This is a genomic window from Bacillus cereus group sp. N12 (assembly GCF_016483575.1).
Classification (GTDB): Bacteria; Bacillota; Bacilli; order Bacillales; family Bacillaceae_G; genus Bacillus_A; species Bacillus_A toyonensis.
In genome coordinates this window covers 1-23,301 of the sequence record NZ_JAEHBO010000081.1, presented here as the reverse complement: position 1 = coordinate 23,301, position 23,301 = coordinate 1, and the positions used below count along the sequence as shown (strand labels likewise).

Genomic DNA, 23,301 nt, shown 5'->3' with positions numbered 1-23,301 from the left:
GGAATAAAGAACATGTCGTTTCACAATGAGCATCAAATCTTTACTCCGTTCTATAGTTACTTTCTATATGCTACGGTTGTACTTATCGCTATTTATACATTCACCTTATTTATCGGAACCATTACTGGACATATATTCTCTCAAAGTAGTTTAACTATCATTCTATTATTTTTACCATACGGTTTGGGATTGTTAATTTCCGGATTCATTTATTCCCATACACAATGGTCTTTAGATGCAATGGGAGAAATAGAGAACCATACTCATGAGTACTTACAACATATAGGTATCATTTCACCATTAGAATCTTTTTCTATTACTTATGATTACCACCCAATAGAAACATTTGATGACTATGGCAATAAACTTTCTAGTGTACCACAGGACAATCCAATGGAGCATACTTCTGTACCTTCTCCTTGGACACTATTAACACCATTTGCTTACATCATTATCTTTTTATCAATGGCAACCTTTCTATACACACGTACACCGAACGAACAAAACGGAAAAATACTATTGTTTCCTAACTTGCAAAAATGGTTCATGATTTGCACTGTTCTATGCTTCGGACTGCTTGGCGGTAGAATATTAGGCGGACGAGATGCACTACTGTCTTATTATGTTGGATTTTTCCTATTCGCTATCATAAGTTACTTCATTTTTACACGTCTATTAAAATTGAAGTTTGCTTTTGTAGGGAAATAAATATGCATTAAGGTGGTGGATACATGTTTCAAAAAGCATTATAGATGTGAAACTATAAACACGGAACAATGGCATTAATAGAAGCTGACGAAAAAAGTCATACAATGACAAAAGAAAGATGTTAGGAATTATTTAACTCTTATATGAACTAAATAAAAAAGGCATTGCACAAGAGCAATGCTTTTTTTATTATATATATCCCGATCTAAATAAAGAGGTTATTTCACATTCTCTCTTCTTTTCCCATACTCTTTTTCTTGCTTCGTTCCAAATCCGTCACCATTTGCTACGATTTGATCTGTTGGAGCAACTATACTTTCAGCAATTCTCCATTCTCCCCCTTGTTGAATAAACACTTGCATAAAATAATTCATTCCATTTAACTGATACGGATTTTCTTTTTTCACTTCATAACGAGCTGCAACATAATACACTTGAACATTTTCAGCCTCAAACTTAGCAATATATTGTGATAATCTCGGGATGTACTGTGATGCTTTCTGAAGTGGAAGTTGTTTTACTTTTACAAGCGAAGACTTTGTCACATTGCTTATCGTATCTTCATGCCGCATGTTATCACTATGATGAAATAAAATGGCATTCTGCATAGAACGAATCCATAGTTTTGAATATAAAACAGGTTGCTTATTTGAAATATGTTGTAATTCTTTTTGAACGACATGAATTGGCGTTGCGGCATCCACGAACTTATTAAAGCAGAACATACTTCCAATCATAATGAAAAGCGTAAAAATACGTTTCATAATTTTTCACTCCGATTCTTTTTAATTAAAGTATTGGAGTTTCAAAATATTTTTATTCAAAAGAAAAAGGATAGGAAAGCTTTCGCTTCCTATCCTCATTTATTATAATACGCGGCCAAATAATTCTAATACCATTTCTATTTCTTGGTCGCTCCAACCTTTAAATCTCTCTTTATAGTATTCCTTACGCACAGCTTCAAGTTTTTCAGTTACTTCTCTTCCGTGTTCTGTAATTTCTAAGTACACGATACGACGGTCTGAATTTGAACGCTTTCTTTCTACAAACCCTTTTCGTACGAGACGATCTGTAACAGCTGTAATATGACTGGAGGTTACGTTTACTTCACTCGCAATTTGCGAAGCCATCTGTGGACTGTTTAAAAATAACGCACGTAATACAGAAAATTCATTATATGGCATATGTTCTGCAAAGCGTGTATTAATATCATTTTGTAATAAACGTATCATCTTTCGAAATGATGCGGATAAATCTAAAATCAGTGTTTCTCTTTTTTCGTTCACTAGCCTCGTCCCTTTTTTATCATATTTACACATATTATAATCTATAAATACCTATGTTGTATATGCTTTCTTTCCTCAACATTCTCATTTATGTAACTTTTTTCATATAAATTTCTTTTTTGTTCACACATATACATATAAAAAGGATGGTGATGGAAAATGCAGGGTGGAATGAATCCTTATTTACACAACGTACGCACAGCTAATACTGGTAAAGAAGCGACTATTACTGTACAAGGTGAAGGTGTTGTCAAAGCGAAACCAAATGTTGTTCTATTAACACTTGGCATTCGAACTGATAGTAAAAATGTGAAACAAGCGCAAGAAGAAAATGCAGTACAATCAAAACAATTGCTGGATGCACTTAAACAGCTTGGTATTGCTGATAAAGATATAGAAACGATTTCTTATACGATCACTCCTCAATACGAGTATGTAAATGATAAAGCGTTACTACAAGGATATCGTGTGGAACATTTGTATGAAATTACCGTTTTAAATGTACAAAAAGCAGGGGAAGTATATGATATAGCCGTTTCAAATGGAGCAAACGTAGCAAAAGGTTTACGTTTTCGAATATCTCATCCAAATAAATATTATGAGCAAGCTCTTATTCAGGCTCTGCATCAAGCGGTAGAAAAAGCTCGTGCTATTGCGAGTACATACAATTTAAATATTAATCCTGTCCCCCTCTCACTCGTTGAAGAATCTGCTCAATTACCACGGGAGATTGCTTCCTATGCTACTTTGCATGCACAAACAGCTCCACCTATTCAATCGGGAGAATTAGAAATCACTTCAACTATACGGGCTATTTTTACGTATTTATAAATAATTTCGTTTATAAGTAAACGTTATCATTTTCGTTGTTGTAAAAACATGATGTTCTGATATAATAAAGGACGGTGAGCTCTTACAAAAGAGATATCACGGGTGGGAGAGGGATATGAAAAAGAAGGTTTAACATGAAAGGAATACTTGAAAGAACATTTAAATTAGGCTTACACGAAACATCACCAAAACAAGAAGTTTTAGCTGGAGTTACGTCATTTTTCACAATCGTATATATTATGATTGTAAATGCGTCAATCTTATCAGATGCCGGCATTCCACTTGAAGCTGGAATTTTAGCAACTGTTTTCAGTTCATTTGTCGGATGTCTGCTCATGGCATTTTGGGCAAATGCACCTGCTATTCTTGTCCCAGGTATGGGTGTAAATGCATTCTTCACGTACACAGCTGTGCATACGCTCGGTTTAACTTGGCAAGAAGCATTAGCAGCTGTCTTTATCTCTGGTATTATTTTTGCAATTGCTGCGTTTACACCAATTGCTCGCGTGCTTTCAGTATCGATTCCAAAGTCATTAAAGGAAGCTATTACTGTCGGTATCGGATTGTTTTTAGCATTTATCGGATTGCAAAAAGGTGGTTTAGTCGTTTCGAATCCAAATACTGCTGTTGCAATGGGGAAATTAAGTAATCCTGTCGTTCTTGCGACATTGCTTACTCTTATCGTTGCACTTGTATTATTTATTCGTAACGTACGTGGAAACTTTTTATGGACGATTGCAATAGGAACTGGTATTGCATGGCTATTTGGTCTTGTTGATACGAGTCAAATGGGAAATAGTTCATTCTCATTCGCTAATTACGGCGATGTGTTTGGAGCTATGTCATTTGGGAAACTTTCTTCCTTACCGTTTTGGATTGCAACATTCTCCTTAAGCATGGTGCTTATTTTTGAGAACATGGGACTTCTGCACGGTTTATTAGAAGATGACCGCAAATTCCCACGTGCTTACCAAGCCAATGCGATTTCAGCAATGACATGTGGTCTATTTGGCACAAGTCCTACCGTTTCAACAGTAGAGAGTGCCGCAGGTATTACTGCAGGCGGAAAGACAGGTCTGACGTCTATCGTTACTGGGATGTTATTCTTTGCATCACTGTTCGCTCTTCCGTTTGTCAAATTAATTCCTGATAGTGCCATTGCACCAATCTTAATTATTATTGGCGGTCTGATGATTACAAGCATTCAACAAATTCCTCTGAACGACTTTTCAGAAGGATTTCCAGCGTTTTTAATTATCGTTATGATCCCGCTCACATATAGTATCGCTGATGGCATTGCGTTCGGATTTATTGCTTACCCTATCTTAAAAGTTGCACTTGGAAAGCGTAAAGAAGTCGCACCATCTATGTATATCGTTACATGCTTATTCTTAGCCATGTTTGTATTACATGCTATTGGTTAAGTAAAAAACACCGAGGTGAATACCTCGGTGTTTTTTACTTAAACCATCCTTTTTTATAAAACCAGGCCATCATTCCGCCACCAATTAACGCCATTAACAACAAACAAATAAAATAACTATACTTCCCACCAAGCTCTGGCATATGTGAAAAGTTCATTCCATATACTCCTGCAATAAATGTTAGTGGCATGAAAATAGTAGAGAAAACAGTTAATGTTTTCATAATGTTATTCATATGATGTGAGTTTAATGAAAAGTAGCTATCCCGAATATCTGCCGTCAACTCTCGGCTCGCTTCAATCATTTCAGTTAATTTAAGCAAATGGTCATGTATATCTTTAAAGTAAATCTCATGATCACTTATGCCGTAAAAACGAGTTGAATTTAAAATACGATACAATAAATCACGCATCGGAATAATTGTCCGCCTTAGCTTAGATAAATCCGCACGTATATCAAATACCTCTTCTAACACGCTTCCTGCTGTCTCACCCGTTAAATTATCATCAATCGCATTTAAATGGTCTTCAATGTAATAAACAGGTGCGAAATAGTCATCTACAATTTGGTCAATAATTGTATGTGCCACATGCAAAGGACCTTTCTTAATACGTTTTTTTTCGCCAAGTGTTTTCCATACTCTTTCGATTGCATTGTTATGAGAAAAATGGAAAGAAACAATATAACGATCACTAATAAATAAATCGATTTCATGCGGTTCTAATCCATCCTCACCAAATCCATGGAGAACTAAAAAATTATATCCATCATAAAAATCAACCTTTGGCCTCTGTACATATTCTATACAGTCTTCAATTGCAAGGGGATGGAACTTAAAATGGTCTTGCAAAATATATGTATACTCTTCTTTCGTTGGCTTATATAAATCTAGCCAATACCATACAATATGGTCTTTCGTTGTTTCTTCTAGCGAAACGTCATATAATACTTCATCTGTTTTTGTTACTGCACATATTCTAATCATAATTTCACCCATTATTATTATAAACAAAAAATAGTAAAAAAAGCCAAGGAGAAATCTCCTCAGCCTTTTTTTATCCCGTATTAACGTACAGTAAGACCCCTACCTCAACATTCAGCGAAAGCAAAGAAGTTAGGTCTGGGATCAACTGCTCGTAAACGCCCGGTTAGTGAAGGGTAATAATCAGTGGGGATAAAGCCCACGCTGATTAAAGTTTCACTTTATTACTTCGTTACAATTCCGTGTACTAAAGTTGGTGCATCTACGTGTTCTTTAGAGATTTTCATGTTCTCATAAATTTTCGCTTTTACATCTTCAACATTTTCACGGTTTGCGTAAATCGTAACAAGGGAGTCACCTTTTTTCACGCTATCCCCTACTTTTTTACGAAGCATTAAGCCAACTGCTAAATCAATTTCAGATTCTTTCGTTGCACGTCCTGCTCCTAAAAGCATTGCTGCTGTTCCGATTTCATCTGCAACGATTTCCGATACATAACCGTCTTCTTTCGCTTCTACTTCAATTTTAAATTGTGCTTGTGGCAATTTAGAAGGATCATCAACAACAGATGCATCTCCGCCTTGTGCTGATAAAAACGTTTTAAATGATTCTAACGCTTTACCGTTGTTCATCACTTCAATTAACTTTTCACGCGCATCTTCTAAAGATGAAGCTTGCCCAGCAAGGTATACCATTTGACTTCCAAGTGTTAAACATAACTCTTCTAAATCTTTCGGTCCCTTACCTTGTAATGTATCAATTGCTTCTTGTACTTCTAATGCGTTACCAATAGCCTCACCAAGTGGTTGACTCATATCAGAAATAACAGCCATCGTATTACGGCCAACGTTATTACCGATACGTACCATTGCTTCTGCTAAACGTTTTGCATCTTCATCTGTTTTCATAAATGCACCTGCTCCAGTTTTCACATCAAGAACAATTGCATCCGCACCAGCAGCAATTTTTTTACTCATAATCGAGCTTGCAATAAGCGGAATTGAGTTTACTGTTGCTGTTACATCACGAAGTGCATACAATTTTTTATCAGCAGGTGTTAAGTTTCCACTTTGACCGATAACAGCAATTTTATTTTCATTTACAAGACGCATGAATTCATCATTTTCAATTTCCACATGGAATCCTGGAACTGCTTCTAATTTATCAATTGTGCCACCAGTATGTCCTAAACCACGCCCAGACATTTTCGCAACTGGTACACCTAAAGCAGCTACTAATGGACCTAATACAAGTGTCGTTGTATCACCAACTCCACCTGTTGAATGCTTATCTACTTTTACCCCTTCAATGGCTGATAAGTCAATTGTATCACCGCTATTTACCATTGCCATCGTTAAATCTGCACGTTCTTGATCATTCATATCTTGGAAGAAAATTGCCATCGCAAGTGAACTTACTTGATAATCAGGAATATCACCATTTGTATATCCTTCAACAATAAAGTTGATTTCTTCTGTCGTTAATGCTTGTCCATCACGTTTTTTTGCAATTAGGTCCACCATTCTCATTGTGAGGTCACCCCTTCATTTGTTTTACGATAGCTTTTACTAATGCTAAGAAGTTTGCTTTAACACGTTCTGTCGTTTCAATTACTTCATCATGGTGAAGTGGCTGATCTAAAATACCAGCTGCCATGTTTGAAATACAAGAAATACCTAGTACTTTCATACCAGCATGACGAGCTACAATTACTTCAGGTACTGTTGACATACCAACTGCATCTCCGCCAAGTGTACGAAGCATACGAATTTCAGCAGGTGTTTCATATACAGGACCTGTCATTCCAACGTATACACCTTCTTGTACTTTAATGTTTAAGTCTGCTGCAACTTGTTTCGCCATTTCGCGAAGTTCTGTCGTATATGATGTAGACATATCAGGGAAACGTACACCCATTTCAGAATCATTTGGTCCGATTAATGGATTCGTACCCATGAAGTTAATGTGATCTGAAATTAACATAAGGTCACCTGGCTCGAACGATGTATTTACACCACCAGCCGCGTTCGTTACAACAACAGTTTCTACACCTAACTCTTTCATAACACGAACTGGGAATGTTACTTTTTGCATGTCATATCCTTCGTAGAAATGGAAACGTCCTTGCATTGCTACTACTGTTACACCTTGAAGTGTACCGAATACTAATTGACCTGCATGTCCTTCTACAGTTGATACTGGGAATTCAGGAATTTCGCTGTAAGGCACTGTTACCGCATTTTCGATTTCATCTGCTAATACGCCTAGTCCAGATCCAAGGATTAGTCCTACTTGTGGTGTTTCTTGAAATTTCTCTTTTAAGTATGAAGCTGATTTTGTAATAAGTTCACGATTCATTTGTTTATCCCCCTATTTCTTTAGCTCGTTTAAGAAGCTTGTTCCGTATTCTGGCATTTTCACACCGAAGTTTTCTGCTACAGTTGCACCAATATCAGCAAATGTTTGACGAAGTGGTAATTCTTGTCCGCCTTCTTTCATGCTTGGGCTATATGCTAATAACGGTACATATTCACGTGTATGATCAGTACCAGGATGTACTGGATCATTACCATGGTCTGCTGTAATTAATAATAAATCATCTTCTTTTAATTTTTCAAATACTTCTGGAAGACGTGCATCATATTCTTGCAGTGCTTCTCCATATCCTTGTGGATCACGGCGGTGACCAAATAATGCATCAAAGTCAACTAAGTTTAAGAAGCTAAGACCTGTAAAGTCCATGTTTAATGTATCTACAAGCTTATCCATTCCATCCATATTAGACTTCGTACGAAGTGATTCCGTTACCCCTTCACCATCATAAATATCAGAGATTTTACCGATAGCAATAACATCATAGTCGCTATCTTTTAATTCATTCATTACTGTGCGACCAAATGGTTTTAATGCATAGTCATGACGATTTGGTGTACGTGTGAATTTCCCTGGTTCTCCAACGAATGGACGAGCGATAACACGACCTACCATGTACTTCTCATCTAGTGTTAATTCACGTGCAATTTTGCAAATTTCATATAACTCATCAAGTGGTACTACTTCTTCGTGTGCTGCAATTTGTAGTACGCTATCTGCAGAAGTGTAAACAATTAAAGAGCCTGTTTCCATTTGCTCTTGACCAAGTTCATCAAGAATCTCAGTTCCAGAAGCTGGCTTATTACCGATAATTTTACGGCCTGTTTTTTCTTCTAATTCATCAAGTAATTCTTTCGGGAATCCTTCAGGGAACACTTGGAATGGTGTATCAATGTAAAGGCCCATGATTTCCCAGTGCCCTGTCATTGTATCTTTACCAGTAGATTTTTCTTGCATCTTTGTGTAATATCCAAGTGGTTTCTCTACTTTAGAAATACCTTTCATTTCACGAATGTTACCAAGACCTAATTTCACCATGTTTGGCATTTGTAATCCATTCATATGTTCAGCAATGTGACCAATTGTGTCAGAACCTAGATCACCAAATTGTTCAGCATCTGGTGCTTCACCGATTCCTACAGAGTCCATTACGACTAGGAATATACGTTTATATTTATTCATAACTGCGACCTCCTATAAGTTCAGTTCTACTTCTTGTAGTATGTTCAAAACGCTATAAAGTGAAACTGTTATTCATAAGAATTCTCTTTCCTTCTCATTGTCAAACAGTACTTCTTTAAATCATTCTCTAACCTATTTCGTTTTACTTGAAACGACTCAAAAACATTTCTAGTTTTTTCTAAGTCAGATGTCAGACATCTGATATTGATATCATAACATGTTTACGCTTTCTTTTTAATACATTTTCGTAGAATTTCTTATTTTATTCACACTTCTATTGTAATCCATTCGGCGAAGAAGTGCTAATTATTTTATGATTTATTTCTTCATATAAAAATAAAAAGCAGCTCTAAAGAGCTACTTTTTATTTTACTTCTACTGTTTCTTCTTTATGTTCATGCAGTTCACCTTTTCTTACATGTACTTTCACTTTGTAAACACCGTTTTCTTTGAAAGTATGTTTACTTTCATACTCTCCTTTATTCCCTTCTTTTGCTGGAATAAATTCGTGCTTTTCAACGCCATCTTTCCAAATCTCAAGCTGCACTTCAGCACCAGTTAACGCTTCTTCTTTTTGCTTTAAATGAACTTTCATCGTTGATTCAGCATTTGCTTTTATGTCACCAGCCATAAGATGAATCATTGTGTCACTTTTATGATCACCATGTGCCTCTTCTTTTTTCGCATCTTCTACTTTCGCATTCCCTACAGCAACTTTGTGTTCTTCCATAACGTGCATATCACGTGCATTTGTATGAGGAATAATATGGTATACTCCATCAGTTTCAAATATTTTCTCTACAGCATAAACACCTTTTCCTTTATGCTTACCATCTAACATCTCGTGTTTCTCGTCGCCATCTTTCCAAATCTCAAACTTTACGTCATCAGCATCCGTTACTTTTTCTTTTCCTTGTGTAACAAGTGCTTGTACTTCTGTTTTTTCACCAGGTTTAATTTCTTTCGGATTCGTTTGAAATGCTACTTTTATGGCTTCAAGTTTCTTTTCTTTTTTCGGTTCTTCTTTGTTTGTATTACAGCCAGCCAACGCTAGCATCGCAATAAATAAAGTTATAATCAGTTTTTTCATCATCATTTCCTCCTTTATACTTTATTTAGTATAGAGGAAATACATTGTAATATTCCAGTCTTCTGCTGAAAACAATATACGAAATATTTGTGAAGTTTCTGTGAAACGGCTTACTCTTCCTAATCTATGAAAAAAGAGCATAGTAACTATGCTCTCGGATGAAACTGTTTATATACATCTTTTAATCTAGCTTTTGAAACGTGCGTATAAATTTGCGTCGTTGAAATATCTGCATGTCCAAGCATTTCTTGTACAGCACGTAAATCTGCCCCATTTTCTAATAAATGCGTAGCAAAAGAATGACGTAACGTATGAGGTGTAAGTTCTTTTTCAATATTCGCTTCTTTCGCTAATCGTTTTAATATTTTCCAAAAACCTTGCCTTGATAATCGATTACCATGATGGTTTAAAAATAGTGCATCTACTACTTTTTTACCCATCAATTCTCTTCTTCCTTTTTCAATGTACTTTTGAATCGCTTCTGTCGCTAAACTTCCTAATGGAATAATTCTTTCTTTATTCCCTTTCCCAATGCAGCGAACAAATCCCATCGTTAAATGTACATCTTCTAAATTTAAAGCAATTAATTCTGAAACACGAAGTCCTGTTGCATACAATAACTCTAGCATTGCCTTATCACGAATCCCAAAAGCACTTGTCATTTTTGGTGTCTGCAGTAACGCCTCTACTTCATCGATTGATAATACTTTTGGCAACTTTCGTTCTCCTTGCGGCGTTTCGATATGTACTGATGGGTCGTGCTCTACCGCTCTTTCACGAAGTAAAAATTGGTGAAATGAACGAATTGATGCAATATGACGTGCTAATGTTTTCGAAGATTTTCCGTTTTCTTTTAAATACTGCAAAAAGTTAACAATATGCAAACGTGTCACTTCATGAAAGGTTTTCATCTGTTCTACATTTTGCAAATACTTTACATAGCTTTTTAAATCACGTTCATAAGATACTACTGTATTTTTCGCTAATCCCTTTTCGACAATCATATAATGAATAAAATCTTTTAATTGATCTTCCAATCTACACTACTCCCCATTTTCATAGAAAAACATCATTCTATTTACGAAAGCATCCTTTGCCGGTTCTTCATTCCCTGATACTTTTTCTACAGTCTCTTCTTTTGGCTTTTCATAACGATGATAGCTTTCGTATTCTTCATTTATCCATAGTATAGCGAAATAAAACAAAATCGTACAACTTGTAAATAATAAAAATACTTTTATTCCATCAAAAGTTAATTTTAAAGCTCGGCGCATTGTAAATTCCTCCAAAATATAAGTTATTACAACATATGCCAAGCTTTCACCAATTTATACCTTATTCAAATAAAAAACCTCTTCCTAGATAAATAGGAAAAGGTTATTTTTCATCCGTTTCATTTTCTTGACAGTTTTTACAAATCCCATGGAATGTTAAACGATGATCTTTCACCTTAAAGCTCCAATCTCGTTCTACTTTCCTTTCCACTTCACCAAGTAAATCTTCTTGTATTTCTTGTACAGCACCACATTGTGTACAAATCAAATGATGGTGGAAACGCTGCGCACCTTCTTGGCGTAAGTCATAGCGTGAAACACCGTCTCCGAAGTTAATCTTATCGACAACTTTTAACTCAGATAATAACTCTAAAGTTCGATAGACGGTTGCTAATCCGATCTCTGGCGACTTTTCTTTTACAAGGAGGTAAACATCTTCTGCGCTTAAATGATCTTCTTCATTTTCTAGCAGCACACGAACTGTTGCTTCACGTTGCGGTGTTAATTTATAGCTCGCTGCATGTAATTGCTTCTTAATTCGTTCAATTCTTTCTTCCATTCGGTACTACTCCCTCCTCGCCACTCTTACACCATTATATCAGAAGAAGGGCTTCTGTCAAAAGAAAAACAATAAAAACAAATTGATAATTATTCTCAAAAAGTATTTATTTTTTGTTAATAGCCTCAACAACTTCTTTCATTAAAACTGGTGATGCATATGCTTCAACGCTAGAAGCAAGAGCTAACACCACTCCGATCACTAGAAAGAAGCATGTATAACGAATTAATAATGGTAATAGTGGCTCGGTTATTTTCCTAATAAACTGATGCCTAATCATACGTAAGGAAAAGCTTGCAGCAATTGTTGTCATAACGAGAAAGACTGGAATGATAATTAAATTTTGCGGCAATACAGATACAAATGCTAATAATAATCCATTCCATCCGTGCTGACTTACTAAAAAACCTACTGTAAATCCAACAACTACTCCTTTTACAAATAATAAAATAAAAATGAGGGGCAACCCAATAATTGAAATCCCTAAAATCCAAATAAAGCCGATATATTTTAATTGCGAAAAGTAACTTTCTCGAAACATTTCGCCTGCAATAGCAAATTCTCCTTTAGAAACTTGTCCAAAAAAACGTTGTAAATAAAATGATAAATCTTGCTTTTGATTCATTTGTAAACTATTCACAAGAATAGCTCCAAATATTACTCCCATCAATAATAAAACAGCATTAAATATATATAATGAAGAGTTTTCCTGTATGTGAGACATTACGCGGTTTTGCCAAGTTTTTCGCCACATTTTTCTTCCCTCCGTTCACACTCTTACTAAAAATGTATGAAAGAAAGAAAAAAAGTATGACGAATTAACATTGAAATTCCGCTCTACTTTGCTAAACTAAAAAGTAGAGAATAGGAGGGATTTCTCTTGAAACCATTATTATTAGATTTTCCAACATTATTTCAAACTGAACGCTTACAAGTTCGCAAGCCGTTTCCAGGTGATGGTGCAGAAGTATATGAAGCAATCCAAGCTTCTCTAGAAGACTTAGTACCATGGATGCCAATTGACGCTGAAACAGAAGAGAGTGCTGAAGAAATCGTTCGTAACGCTCACGGGCAGTTTTTACTTCGTGAAACACTTGATTTTCACTTATACGATAAAGTATCCGGTACATTCATCGGAGCTATTACGCTCAAGCCTGAAAACTGGGATATTCCAAAGTTTTCACTTCATTTTTGGCTCCATAGTGCTTATACAAAACAAGGCTATATGACTGAAGCTGTTAAAGGTGCCATTCAATTTGCCTTTGATAAGCTAGGTGCTAGAAGGATTGAAATTCGTACTGATGCAACAAATGCCAATGCATGTAACTTAGCAGAACGTTTAGAATTTATTCTAGAAGGTACAATGGAAAATGATTTCCTTGCGCCAGATGGCAGCTTACGTGATGCACGTGTATATGCAAAAATCAATTAAAAAACACTCGCCTTTGGCGAGTGTTTTATTTTTGTAATTGTAAATATTGCACAGCGAACATCGTCTTCGCATCATGAATACGAAGGTCTTTCATAAGATCAATCGCTTCTTCTAATGATACTTCCATTAATTCCACAAACTCATCTTCATCTAAAGCTGCTTTATTTTCTTTTTTTGTCAAACCTGTCGCTTTATATACATATAAAATTTCATCTGCAAATCCTGGAGATGTATAGAAAGAAGTAATGAGCTCCATATTTTCACATACATATCCTGTTTCTTCTTCTAATTCACGAACTGCTGTCACCTCTGGCTTTTCCCCAGGTTCTAATTTCCCAGCAGGAATTTCAATAATCGCCTTCTCAAGCGCTTTACGGTACTGCTCAACAAGCACAATTTTCCCCTCATCAGTAATAGCAATAATAGCAACTGCACCAGGGTGATTTACGATTTCACGTTTACTCATTTCTCCATTTGGTAATACTACATCATCAACACGAACTTTTATAACTCTACCATCAAAAATCGGCTCAGTTTTTACCGTTCTCTCTGCAAGATTACTCATACTATTTCATCTCCCTGTTCTATTTCCTATTCTTTCTTCATACATTTTACCACATTGAAAGGAGCGTGATAGAAATGAAAGTTTATATTTTACCAAATCGCATCACGTTAGTCGGCAAAGCATGGCAAATTCGCCATAAACTAAAACAATATGGCAAAGAGTATACAACCGTACAAGAGTGGATTACAGCGAATAAAAAGTAAACGTTTGTCAACCTCTTTTCCCTTTCGTACAATAAAGGAAAGGAGGTTGACTTATGAAAAAACGTCAATTAGGAAACTCAGATTTATTTGTGACAGAAATGGGACTTGGCTGTATGTCTCTCGGCACATCTGAAACAGAAGCTATGCGCATTATCGATGAAGCAATCGATTTAGGAATCAATTTTTTTGACACAGCGGATTTATATGATTATGGATTAAACGAAGAATTTGTTGGAAAAGCATTGAAGGGAAAACGAGACCAAATTGTTCTTACAACAAAGGTTGGAAATCGATGGACAGAAGAAAAAAACGGCTGGGCTTGGGACCCTTCTAAAGCCTACATAAAAGCCGAAGTAAAAGAAAGTTTACGTAGACTTCAAACTGATTATATTGACCTTTATCAACTTCATGGCGGAACGCTGGAAGATCCGATAGATGAAACTATTGAAGCTTTTGAAGAATTGAAAAAAGAAGGTATTATTCGCCATTACGGTATTTCTTCTATACGTCCAAATGTCATCCGTGAGTATGCAAAACGCTCAAATATCGTTAGTGTACTAATGGAATATAGCCTTTTAAATCGTCGTCCAGAAGAATGGTTCCCACTTCTTAATGAACACCAAATTAGTGTCATTGCCCGCGGACCACTTGCGAAAGGAATTTTAACTGACAACAATGCTAAAAAGATAGAAAGAGTAAAAGAAAAGGACTATCTCTCGTATTCTTACGATGAATTAAACACTACACTCGGGAGTGTAAAAGAAGTTATCGGAGAAAAATCTTTAACAGGAACAGCTATTCACTATTGCTTACATAACGAAACTGTTGCAGCTGTTATACCTGGTGCAAGCTCTATTCAACAATTACAGATAAATGTACACGCTTGCCAACAGTTACCTGTAACAAAAGAAGAATATATACAACTTCAAAAAATCGTTAAACATGATTCATATGCCTTGCACCGTTAAAATATCGATTTACTGATAAAAACAGATGACTGCCCCCAACATTAAACATTAGGAGGCAGTCTTTTTTATAACGTATCATATTTGTCCGGATTCGTTCCTACATGTAAATTGCGATTTAACGTATTAATTTGATTCATCTCTTCTTCAGTTAATGAGAAATCAAAGATAGTAAAATTCTCCTGAATACGAGATGGTGTCACAGATTTAGGAATCGTTACTATCCCACTTTGAATATCCCATCGTAATATAACTTGTGCGGGTGTTTTTTCATATTTGTTAGCAATCCCCTGAATAATTGGGTGCTCGAATACTTCGCCGCCCCTCATTAACGGACTCCACGCTTCCATTTGAATTTGCTCACCTTCACAGAAATTACGCAATTCAAATTGTGTTAACATCGGGTGAAGTTCCACTTGGTTTACCATAGGCTTCACTTTACAATTTGGTAATAACAGTTCTAAATGATGTTTATGAAAATTAGAAACACCAATCGCGCGTACTTTACCTTCTTCATACAATTTTTCTAAAGCTCGGTACGTTTCAATATACTTCCCTCTAATTGGCCAGTGGATTAAATATAAATCTACATAGTCCATCTGTAATTTCTTTAAGCTGTTTTCAAATGCTTCGAGTGTCTCCTCGTATCCTTGATCGTCGTTCCAAACTTTTGTTGTAATAAATATGTCTTCTCTCGGAATTCCTGATTCACGAACTGCCTCACCGACACCGCTTTCATTTTCATATACAGCTGCTGTATCAATCGAACGGTATCCAACTTCTAACGCTGTTTTTACTGCTTGCTTTACTTCTTCGCCTTCTTTCGCTTTATAGACGCCTAGACCAATCATCGGCATTTTCACGCCATTATGAAGTGTAGTTGTTGGAATATGCACAGTCGTTCTCCCTTTCATTGTTACATTTTATAAACCACTACTTTATTTCAACAAGATTCATCCAAAAAGTCAAAATATACGTATAGTTGACATAATAATTTTATACACTAAAAATACGAACTCAATTATTTACGTTTCCTTTTCTCCATTCTTTTGCTTTTTCATCAATATTACGTACAAACTCGTTTTTCCCTTCCGTATATAACGTGCCATCATATGTATATTTTTCGGCTAGTTCTCTCTTTAAAACTGCATACGCCTTTGCTTCTTCACAATGCGCCATCATATAATCACGAAACGCTAAATGCCTTACTATCTCAGGATTTCCTTTTTCAAACACGTGTAAGTGATACGAGCGTTTTTCCTCCGTTCCATGAATAAAATAACGGCGTCTTGAAATACCATTTTCTCCTTTTACGATGTAACCAAGCTCTTTAAATCTTTCATTCCAACGATCTACACGATCGATACTTTCTACCTCCATAATCATATCGATAATAGGTTTAGCTGCTAGTCCTGGCACTGATGTACTGCCAATATGATGAATCTCCACTGTTTCTGGCAGCACAGACTTCAATCTTTCGGCTTCCATTTGAAATTTTTCAATCCAATGATTTTCATATGGTACGACTACAATTTTTCTCATTTTAACTCCCCTTTTCTTACAAGCTCGTCAAAAAAATGACCAGCGATATACACTGATCATTTTCGTTATTATTTAAAGTCTTTCCAAGTAAGATTACTTTCACTTAACAGTTCTTCAAATGATTTATTCTTTTCACGTTCTTTTTGCTCTTGACGCTTTCTTTCCAGTTCTGCTGCCTCTTTTTTCTCTTCTCTCACTTGTAACTCTTTTTTCTTATTTTTTAATTGTTGCATGAGTGAATCATTTAATTGATCACCTAATGTAAGTGATTCTTTCTTCGGTTGGTTCATTTGAGATTGTCTTTGCACTTGCCTTTGTTTCTTTTTCTTCATACCGCTCACCTTTTACTTTTTTCTCCATTATAGAGGATACATGCTGAAATCGACAATAAAAAAGGCTCATTACTCTATTATTCATTATTTGTAAATTTGTTAATTTTTTAAAAAAACTAAATTTTTATATAGATATAATCCTATGAATCTATTAAAATTATGTCGTATGATGTCAGATTATAAAAAAAGGAGAAATGAATTATGTGGAAAAAAATTATTCCCGCTGTCGCAGTTTTAAGCACCATTACTTTTTCAAGTGTATTCGCCGCTCCCCCATCTCAGACTCCAGCCGAACAAAACCGTTACATAGACGTACAAATGCTTGGCATTAATGATTTCCATGGACAACTAGATACTGTTAAAAAAATTAATAATAAAGAAGCTGGTGGCGCTGATTACTTAGCCACTTATTTAAAAGAACGTAAAAAACAAAACACTAATACGCTTCTCGTACATGCTGGCGATATTGTCGGAGCTAGTCCACCAGTTTCAGCATTGTTACAAGACGAACCAACGATTGAATTTTTAAACGACTTAAAATTTGATGTAGGTACAATCGGAAACCATGAATTTGATGAAGGCATCGATGAAATGAAACGACTCATTTACGGTGGTTACCACGAAAAAACAGGGAATTTCAAAGGAGCAAACTTCCCTTATGTCGCTGCAAACTTCTATAACAAATCAACTGGTCGCTTATTCTTACCACCATTTACTGTAAAAATGGTAGATGGTGTTCCTGTAGGATTCATTGGTGTCGTTACAACTGATACACCAAATGTCGTTATGCCTACTATGCTTAAAAATGTACAGATCACTGACGAAGTGGAAGCGATTAATAAATCAACGCAACAATTAAAGCGTCTCGGTGTTAAATCTATCGTCGTCCTTGCACATGTTGGCGGAACGACAGATGAATCTGGTATAACAAATGGCGACCTTAACCGAATTGCAAATGAAGCTGATCCAGAAGTTGATGTTATTTTCGGTGGGCATAGTCATACGTATGTAAATGGTACTGTTAATAATAAACTTATCGTACAAGCGAACTCTTACGGGATGGCTTTCTCAGACGTAGATGTAACAATTGACCGTAAAACAAAAGATATCGTAAAGAAAAAAGCTGAAGTTGTTACAACATACCATGAAGGTGTCGAACCTGATAAACAAGTAAAACAAAAGTTAGATCAATATAAAGAAAAAATCGCACCTCTTGTAAATGAAGTAGTCGGAAAATCTACAGCACCTATTGACCGTAAACAAAACGATGCTGGTGAATCTACACTTGGAAATTTAGTTGCCGATGCACAGCGCCAAACTATGCAAACTCAAATCGCACTTATGAATCCTGGTGGGATTCGTAATGACTTAGACGCTGGTGATATTACATGGGGCGAATTGTACGGCATTCAACCTTTTGGAAATCAGTTGATTAAAGCAGATTTAACAGGTCAAGATATTCGTGATATTTTAAATCAACAATGGCAAAAAGGAACAACGAGAATGCTGCAAATTTCAGGTGTTCAATATACTTGGGATGCAAGCAAACCAAACGGTGAAAAGGTTACGAATATACGCTTAACAAATGGAGAAGAATTATCTCCATCTAAAACGTATAGCGTAGTTGCAAATGCTTTCTTAGCTTCTGGTGGTGATGGATTCGTATCATTTAAAAATGGTAAAAATGCAGAGACTGGTCCAAATGACTTTGAAGCACTAGTTGATTATGCAAAACAAGTAAAAGAGCCAATTCAACCAACTATTGATGGTAGAATTCAAAAAATAAATTAAGTACGCTCGAAATACGCACTCTGTACTTTTCATTGCAAAGGATATGCACTTATCCTTTATTCTAGCCGTAATATACATGAAACAAAGAAAAGGATACTCGTTCTTATAATGAACACAGTATCCTTTTCTTCAATTATCAAAATGTGATGTGTTGTTAAAGTCATATTGCTGTAAAAATTGTTGTAATGCCTCTTCTACAAGTTTAGATTTTTGAATCCCTTTTGATTCTGATATGATGTCTAATCTTGCTAATATTTCTTTATTAATAGAGAAGGTACGTTTCTTTTTTTCTGTACTTTTACTCATAATTGGTGCACTTACTTCTTCTCTCTTTCTTAATAATTCATAAATACTTTGTAATTGCTCATAAATTAATACTTGATAATCTGTTTTCGCATATTGAAGGGCGGTCGCTTCTTGGAGTTGTAAGTGACGTGGTTCTTCTCCATCTCCTACAAAAATACGTTTCTTCCGTTCTCCATCATACTCGTATCCAATCCACCTTAATTTCTTCGATAATGTATACGGACTTATTTCAAGGCGCTTTGCTATAATAGCGATGGATTCACGTCTATTTAAACAATCTATAATTTCTCCAATCGTCACAATTTCCCCTCCTCCCATGTTGAAATGACACTAGCATGGTATGTTACAATGATTTTCTAACAGTATATGCAAAATAAATAGCCTGTGCGATTCATACGATTTCAGAAAAGGAGGTTTTCAATATGCTTTTTCGTAGCTGTACCCCACAGTTCTATAATGAAAATAAACAACTCATTCCTAATAGTATTGCTACGATGGAAAGCGTTATGATTAACAACCGAAAACAATTCCTCCTCATGCGTGGTCAAAACATAGAACAGCCTATTTTATTATGCTGTCACGGCGGACCTGGCATGGCACAAATCGGATTTATTCGCCATTTCCAAAAAGAATTAGAGAAGCACTTTATCGTTATTAATTGGGATCAACGCGGGGCAGGTAAATCCTTTTCAATGAAAGATTTCGGAGCAAATTTCACAATCGAACAATTCGTTTCCGATGCAAAAGAAGTGATTCAATATGTACTTAAAAGGTTCAACAAACAAAAACTATTTCTCGCTGGTCATTCTTGGGGAAGTATTATTGGGCTTAACATAGCACATCAATATCCAAAATATATCGAGGCTTACATCGGTATAGGGCAAATTGTACATATGAAACAAAATGAAGAATTGCTATATCAACATTTAATTCATTCTGCCAAAAAACATGATCATAAAAAAGCATTAGCTTCCCTTTTAAAATTAGGCAAACCACCATTTTTAGATACGAGACGTCTTATTATTCAAAGAAAGTGGCTTGGCACATTTGGAGGCGCAATCCAAAACGGATCTTCCTTTTCTTTCATGCGAAAAGGTTTCTTTTCTCCTGAGTATACGCTATTAGATTGGTTCAAGTTTCTCGCAGGAAATTTAAAATCTGGCGTTTTATGGGAAGAAATGCTGACAATCGATTTCTTTTCGTCTATTTCAAGTTTATCTATTCCGGTATATTTTTGTTCTGGTCGCTATGATTATCAAACTCCGTATGCACTCGTTCAAGAATATTGTGATGTTATTGAAGCACCCATAAAGAAAATGATTTGGTTTCCAAATTCAGCACATTCTCCTGATCTAGAAGAACCAGAACTATTTGCTAATTCTTTACAATCCATCAAACAAGAGCTATCTTTTCATCATTAAATACAAAAGGCTCTTTTACATTTCATAGAAAACATTTTATAATAATATGTCGCAAGTATTATGTATAAATATAGCAAACTGCTTCATATTCACTTGCCTTAACAGAATAAAAATTAGGGAGATTATATCTATTATGAACGCTGTACTCGTCGCAGTAGCAGTCATGCTATTGCTTAGTTTGTTACGTGTCCAAGTCATTGTCGCCATTATTATTGGAGCTCTAACAGGCGGACTTATCGGCGGACTCGGTATTTCAGAAACAATTAACACTTTTACAACTGGTCTTGGAAACAGTGCCCCTATCGCATTAAGCTATGCAATGCTTGGCGGTTTCGCTATTTCTCTTTCTAAAACAGGACTTCCAGATGCCATGATTCAAACCGCATTAAAATGGATTGGCAACGAACAAGACACAAAAAAACAAGTTTATTCTAAAATACTGATTTTATTCATCATTTTAACAATGGCTTGTTTCTCACAAAATATTATCCCTGTTCATATCGCTTTCATCCCAATCTTAATTCCTGCACTTTTAAAAGTATTAAACGAGCTGAAAGTAGATCGTAGACTTGTCACATGTATTATTACATTCGGGTTAATTACACCTTATATGTGGATCCCTGCAGGATTCGGAAAAATTTATCATGACGTATTGCAAACAAATGCTGCCCAAAGCGGCCTTACATTTGATGTCGCGCTTATCCCAAAAGCGATGACTATTCCAGCAATCGGAATGATTATCGGATTATGTGTAGCGGTATTCATTACGTACCGAAAACCTCGTACATATGAAACAGAACAAATTCATACCGCCGAAAGTGAAATCGTTCCCTATACAAAGCGAAGCATCACTTTCGGATTATTATCTATCACAGCTACATTAACTGTTCAATTAGCAACAGAATCAATGATTTTCGGTGCCTTAGCGGGGATTATTGTCTTATCAATTAGTGGTAGTCTCCCCCTTAAAGAAGCAGATGCAATATTAACAAGCGGAATGCGTATGATGTCCTTTATCGGATTTGTTATGATTTCTGCCGCTGGATTTGGCGCTGTTCTTCGAAAAACAGGACATGTTGAATCACTTGTGCAAACGAGTGCACATTTCATCGGAAATAACAAACCGCTTGCTGCATTTCTTATGCTCGTTATCGGACTTCTCGTTACGATGGGAATTGGTTCATCCTTTTCAACCATCCCTATCTTAACAACAATTTTTGTACCCCTTTGCATTCAGCTTGGATTTAGTCCAATGGCTACAATTGCAATTATCGGTACAGCAGGAGCGCTAGGTGATGCAGGATCTCCAGCATCTGATAGTACACTTGGACCAACATCAGGTTTAAACGCTGACGGTCAACACCATCATATATGGGATACATGTGTACCGACTTTTCTGCATTATAATATACCGTTACTTATATTTGGCTTTATTGCCGCAATTACATTGTAAAAGGTGCGTATAAAACGCACCTTTTACTTTTTCATTTTCCCTTTTAATTGTTGAAAAGCTATTTTCGCTTCTTCTTCGACGTAGTTTTCAATTGCTGGTAGTGATGGACCTATCCATTCACTCTCTATACTCCCATTCGGTCCAATAATTTTTAATTTTTCTGGTATATGTATATTTAGAAATTTGGCTGCTCGAATTAACTCGGTAGCAATCTTATCACTTGAGGTTACAATTCCATCTATATACGGATGAGTTTGCAATAATGTAATAAACTGTTTATTCGTATACCTTTGTACACATGCTTCTCGATAAGAGATCCCTTCATCCCAAACAGCGTCTAAAAATCCTGATATACGCTCTTCCATTTCTTCACTTTCTTCCCCCTCACCGAAATAAGCAAGAAAGTGACATGCTTTCTCTTTTAATAAAGAAACAGCCCTCTGTCCACTTTCATAATGATTTGTAAGAGGTTGTTTTTCCTCCATCACAACAAATGGGAATTCGATTTTCCCTAGACTTTTAAAAACTGATTTTGTCAAAATAACACCTGCAACGTTATTTTGCTTCAACATATGTATGTATCTATCTTTATTCTCTATATTACAAACGATTATTTGATAGCCTTCTTTATATGCTATTTCCTCAATACAATGTAGCAAAGTGATGTTTAATGGGTTACATAAATTCTCTACAAGTAATGCAATGATTGTTGAATTCTCTTTAAATAATGGCTTTGCTGCACTGTTTGGCCTATAACGTAATTCCTCAATTGCTTCCTTTACTTGTTTTACTGTTTCGTCATGAACGTATCCTTTTTCATTAATAACTCGTGAAACGGTTGCGACTGAAACACCTGCCAATTTTGCAACATCACGTATAGTTGCCACATCGTCACCCCTTAATATGGTAATAGATTACAATTTTAAGGTAACTTAAATTACAATATTCGTCAAGAATAATAACTTATATTTCTGAAAATTGTTACATCATTTCAATAAACGATACTCCATCTGAATTTCATGTAAAATCGGGATATTATCATATCCAATGCGCGGAATTTCTTGCTTTATTTTTCGCGCCTCTTCTACTGCATTTACATATAAATTTGTCATCATGAAATTACGTTTTTGATAAAAGCGTAACGCGTTCATATTATCATTTGTTGTAATAAGCCAAACTCCTTGGCACTGTGCTTCTTGAGCAACTTGCAATACGCAATCCACAAGCTTCGTCCCGATCCCCTTCCTCTCTTCAAAACTATCTAACGATACAATTTCACACAAATTCCCAGTCACTTCATATGTTATAATTCCGATTATTCTGTCATCTGAAAACGCAACAAATCCTGGTAGCTCTTCTAACTGATGCCCCTTACCACGCGAAACCATCAATGAGCTCCCCCAGTTTTCACACATGAACATTCGGACTTTTTCTTTCATTGTTGATGTAATTTTTTTGATATGCACCATTTCCTATTTCTCTCCTTTTCTATCCTTGTGATACAATGTAAGTGTATCACATGTAACGGTATTTGGAGGATGAGGTAAAGTATGAAACGTTTTTTTGCAGCATTGTTTACTAT

General features: G+C 35.8%; 27 protein-coding genes. 9 read left to right on the top strand and 18 right to left on the bottom strand.

Features of this window, described 5'->3' with window-relative positions; genetic code table 11:
- The coding region (locus JDS92_RS25200; RefSeq protein ID WP_199632694.1) for an ABC transporter permease at positions 1 to 708 on the top strand (708 nt) is incomplete at its 5' end.
- Positions 709 to 926: 218 nt separating this feature from the next.
- On the opposite strand, the gene JDS92_RS25195 is transcribed toward JDS92_RS25200, so the two are convergent.
- Positions 927 to 1,472, bottom strand: a complete 546-nt coding sequence (locus tag JDS92_RS25195) for a hypothetical protein (protein WP_000821091.1) — start codon at positions 1,470 to 1,472, stop codon at positions 927 to 929.
- 102 nt (positions 1,473 to 1,574) lie between these two features.
- Entirely contained in the window at positions 1,575 to 1,994 is a 420-nt protein-coding gene (locus JDS92_RS25190; protein WP_001003306.1) for a MarR family winged helix-turn-helix transcriptional regulator, read from the bottom strand.
- A 159-nt stretch (positions 1,995 to 2,153) separates the two neighbouring features.
- On the opposite strand from JDS92_RS25190, the gene JDS92_RS25185 reads away from it, so the two are divergent.
- Together JDS92_RS25185 and JDS92_RS25180 are read left to right on the top strand one after the other, a co-directional pair.
- The gene (locus JDS92_RS25185; protein WP_199632693.1) at positions 2,154 to 2,825 is read left to right on the top strand and encodes an SIMPL domain-containing protein; all 672 of its coding nucleotides are present in this window, start codon (positions 2,154 to 2,156) and stop codon (positions 2,823 to 2,825) included.
- A gap of 134 nt (positions 2,826 to 2,959) precedes the next feature.
- Positions 2,960 to 4,249, top strand: a complete 1,290-nt coding sequence (locus JDS92_RS25180; protein ID WP_000676245.1) for an NCS2 family permease — start codon at positions 2,960 to 2,962, stop codon at positions 4,247 to 4,249.
- 34 nt (positions 4,250 to 4,283) lie between these two features.
- Here JDS92_RS25180 and corA read toward each other — a convergent pair whose 3' ends face one another.
- The 9 genes from corA to spoIIM all read right to left on the bottom strand — a co-directional run bounded on the left by corA (position 4,284) and on the right by spoIIM (position 12,463).
- On the bottom strand, positions 4,284 to 5,246 hold the full coding sequence (corA, locus tag JDS92_RS25175) for a magnesium/cobalt transporter CorA (RefSeq protein ID WP_002039517.1): 963 nt from the start codon (positions 5,244 to 5,246) through the stop codon (positions 4,284 to 4,286).
- A gap of 209 nt (positions 5,247 to 5,455) precedes the next feature.
- Complete coding sequence (locus JDS92_RS25170) at positions 5,456 to 6,760, bottom strand: pyrimidine-nucleoside phosphorylase (RefSeq protein ID WP_001243091.1); 1,305 nt, start codon at positions 6,758 to 6,760, stop codon at positions 5,456 to 5,458.
- A gap of 7 nt (positions 6,761 to 6,767) precedes the next feature.
- Entirely contained in the window at positions 6,768 to 7,589 is an 822-nt protein-coding gene (locus JDS92_RS25165; RefSeq protein ID WP_001078444.1) for a purine-nucleoside phosphorylase, read from the bottom strand.
- A gap of 12 nt (positions 7,590 to 7,601) precedes the next feature.
- Positions 7,602 to 8,786 (bottom strand): phosphopentomutase, encoded by a 1,185-nt coding sequence (gene deoB / locus JDS92_RS25160; protein WP_001046072.1) that lies wholly within the window; start codon positions 8,784 to 8,786, stop codon positions 7,602 to 7,604.
- A 364-nt stretch (positions 8,787 to 9,150) separates the two neighbouring features.
- A complete protein-coding gene (locus JDS92_RS25155) occupies positions 9,151 to 9,876 on the bottom strand; it encodes a FixH family protein (RefSeq protein WP_199632692.1) in 726 nt (241 codons plus the stop codon).
- A gap of 146 nt (positions 9,877 to 10,022) precedes the next feature.
- Positions 10,023 to 10,913, bottom strand: a complete 891-nt coding sequence (gene xerD / locus JDS92_RS25150) for a site-specific tyrosine recombinase XerD (protein ID WP_000390076.1) — start codon at positions 10,911 to 10,913, stop codon at positions 10,023 to 10,025.
- A 6-nt stretch (positions 10,914 to 10,919) separates the two neighbouring features.
- Positions 10,920 to 11,150 (bottom strand): YqzK family protein, encoded by a 231-nt coding sequence (locus JDS92_RS25145; RefSeq protein WP_001250432.1) that lies wholly within the window; start codon positions 11,148 to 11,150, stop codon positions 10,920 to 10,922.
- Positions 11,151 to 11,253: 103 nt separating this feature from the next.
- A complete protein-coding gene (gene fur / locus JDS92_RS25140) occupies positions 11,254 to 11,709 on the bottom strand; it encodes a ferric iron uptake transcriptional regulator (RefSeq protein ID WP_000392657.1) in 456 nt (151 codons plus the stop codon).
- Positions 11,710 to 11,815: 106 nt separating this feature from the next.
- Positions 11,816 to 12,463 carry a stage II sporulation protein M gene (gene spoIIM / locus JDS92_RS25135; protein WP_000269108.1) on the bottom strand — a complete coding sequence of 216 codons (648 nt, stop codon included), beginning with the start codon at positions 12,461 to 12,463 and terminating at the stop codon, positions 11,816 to 11,818.
- A 126-nt stretch (positions 12,464 to 12,589) separates the two neighbouring features.
- On the opposite strand from spoIIM, the gene JDS92_RS25130 reads away from it, so the two are divergent.
- Positions 12,590 to 13,141, top strand: coding sequence for a GNAT family N-acetyltransferase (locus JDS92_RS25130; RefSeq protein WP_000803486.1), 552 nt, complete (start codon positions 12,590 to 12,592; stop codon positions 13,139 to 13,141).
- A gap of 25 nt (positions 13,142 to 13,166) precedes the next feature.
- On the opposite strand, the gene JDS92_RS25125 is transcribed toward JDS92_RS25130, so the two are convergent.
- Positions 13,167 to 13,706 carry an NUDIX domain-containing protein gene (locus JDS92_RS25125; RefSeq protein ID WP_000067046.1) on the bottom strand — a complete coding sequence of 180 codons (540 nt, stop codon included), beginning with the start codon at positions 13,704 to 13,706 and terminating at the stop codon, positions 13,167 to 13,169.
- A 74-nt stretch (positions 13,707 to 13,780) separates the two neighbouring features.
- Here JDS92_RS25125 and mciZ point away from each other — a divergent pair, with 74 nt between their 5' ends.
- Positions 13,781 to 13,909 carry a Z-ring formation inhibitor MciZ gene (gene mciZ / locus JDS92_RS25120; protein WP_000870289.1) on the top strand — a complete coding sequence of 43 codons (129 nt, stop codon included), beginning with the start codon at positions 13,781 to 13,783 and terminating at the stop codon, positions 13,907 to 13,909.
- 53 nt (positions 13,910 to 13,962) lie between these two features.
- Positions 13,963 to 14,877 carry an aldo/keto reductase gene (locus JDS92_RS25115; RefSeq protein ID WP_199632691.1) on the top strand — a complete coding sequence of 305 codons (915 nt, stop codon included), beginning with the start codon at positions 13,963 to 13,965 and terminating at the stop codon, positions 14,875 to 14,877.
- Positions 14,878 to 14,942: 65 nt separating this feature from the next.
- Here JDS92_RS25115 and JDS92_RS25110 read toward each other — a convergent pair whose 3' ends face one another.
- The 3 genes from JDS92_RS25110 to JDS92_RS25100 form a co-directional block, all read right to left on the bottom strand.
- A complete protein-coding gene (locus JDS92_RS25110) occupies positions 14,943 to 15,770 on the bottom strand; it encodes an aldo/keto reductase (protein WP_087969730.1) in 828 nt (275 codons plus the stop codon).
- A 121-nt stretch (positions 15,771 to 15,891) separates the two neighbouring features.
- On the bottom strand, positions 15,892 to 16,416 hold the full coding sequence (locus JDS92_RS25105; RefSeq protein ID WP_001227193.1) for a GrpB family protein: 525 nt from the start codon (positions 16,414 to 16,416) through the stop codon (positions 15,892 to 15,894).
- Between the two features lie 68 nt (positions 16,417 to 16,484).
- A complete protein-coding gene (locus JDS92_RS25100) occupies positions 16,485 to 16,748 on the bottom strand; it encodes a YqkE family protein (protein WP_000727568.1) in 264 nt (87 codons plus the stop codon).
- Positions 16,749 to 16,949: 201 nt separating this feature from the next.
- Here JDS92_RS25100 and JDS92_RS25095 point away from each other — a divergent pair, with 201 nt between their 5' ends.
- Positions 16,950 to 18,539: a bifunctional metallophosphatase/5'-nucleotidase gene (locus JDS92_RS25095; protein WP_199632690.1), complete on the top strand. Its 1,590-nt coding sequence runs from the start codon at positions 16,950 to 16,952 to the stop codon at positions 18,537 to 18,539.
- Positions 18,540 to 18,668: 129 nt separating this feature from the next.
- On the opposite strand, the gene JDS92_RS25090 is transcribed toward JDS92_RS25095, so the two are convergent.
- Positions 18,669 to 19,145: a ribbon-helix-helix domain-containing protein gene (locus JDS92_RS25090; RefSeq protein WP_000151924.1), complete on the bottom strand. Its 477-nt coding sequence runs from the start codon at positions 19,143 to 19,145 to the stop codon at positions 18,669 to 18,671.
- A gap of 122 nt (positions 19,146 to 19,267) precedes the next feature.
- Here JDS92_RS25090 and JDS92_RS25085 point away from each other — a divergent pair, with 122 nt between their 5' ends.
- Both JDS92_RS25085 and JDS92_RS25080 read left to right on the top strand, forming a co-directional pair.
- Positions 19,268 to 20,266 carry an alpha/beta fold hydrolase gene (locus tag JDS92_RS25085; protein ID WP_199632689.1) on the top strand — a complete coding sequence of 333 codons (999 nt, stop codon included), beginning with the start codon at positions 19,268 to 19,270 and terminating at the stop codon, positions 20,264 to 20,266.
- 133 nt (positions 20,267 to 20,399) lie between these two features.
- On the top strand, positions 20,400 to 21,719 hold the full coding sequence (locus tag JDS92_RS25080) for a Na+/H+ antiporter family protein (protein ID WP_199632688.1): 1,320 nt from the start codon (positions 20,400 to 20,402) through the stop codon (positions 21,717 to 21,719).
- A 23-nt stretch (positions 21,720 to 21,742) separates the two neighbouring features.
- Here JDS92_RS25080 and JDS92_RS25075 read toward each other — a convergent pair whose 3' ends face one another.
- Together JDS92_RS25075 and JDS92_RS25070 are read right to left on the bottom strand one after the other, a co-directional pair.
- Complete coding sequence (locus tag JDS92_RS25075; RefSeq protein ID WP_199632687.1) at positions 21,743 to 22,606, bottom strand: LacI family DNA-binding transcriptional regulator; 864 nt, start codon at positions 22,604 to 22,606, stop codon at positions 21,743 to 21,745.
- Positions 22,607 to 22,705: 99 nt separating this feature from the next.
- Entirely contained in the window at positions 22,706 to 23,188 is a 483-nt protein-coding gene (locus JDS92_RS25070; RefSeq protein ID WP_173780805.1) for a GNAT family N-acetyltransferase, read from the bottom strand.
- Positions 23,189 to 23,301 lie beyond the last annotated feature (113 nt).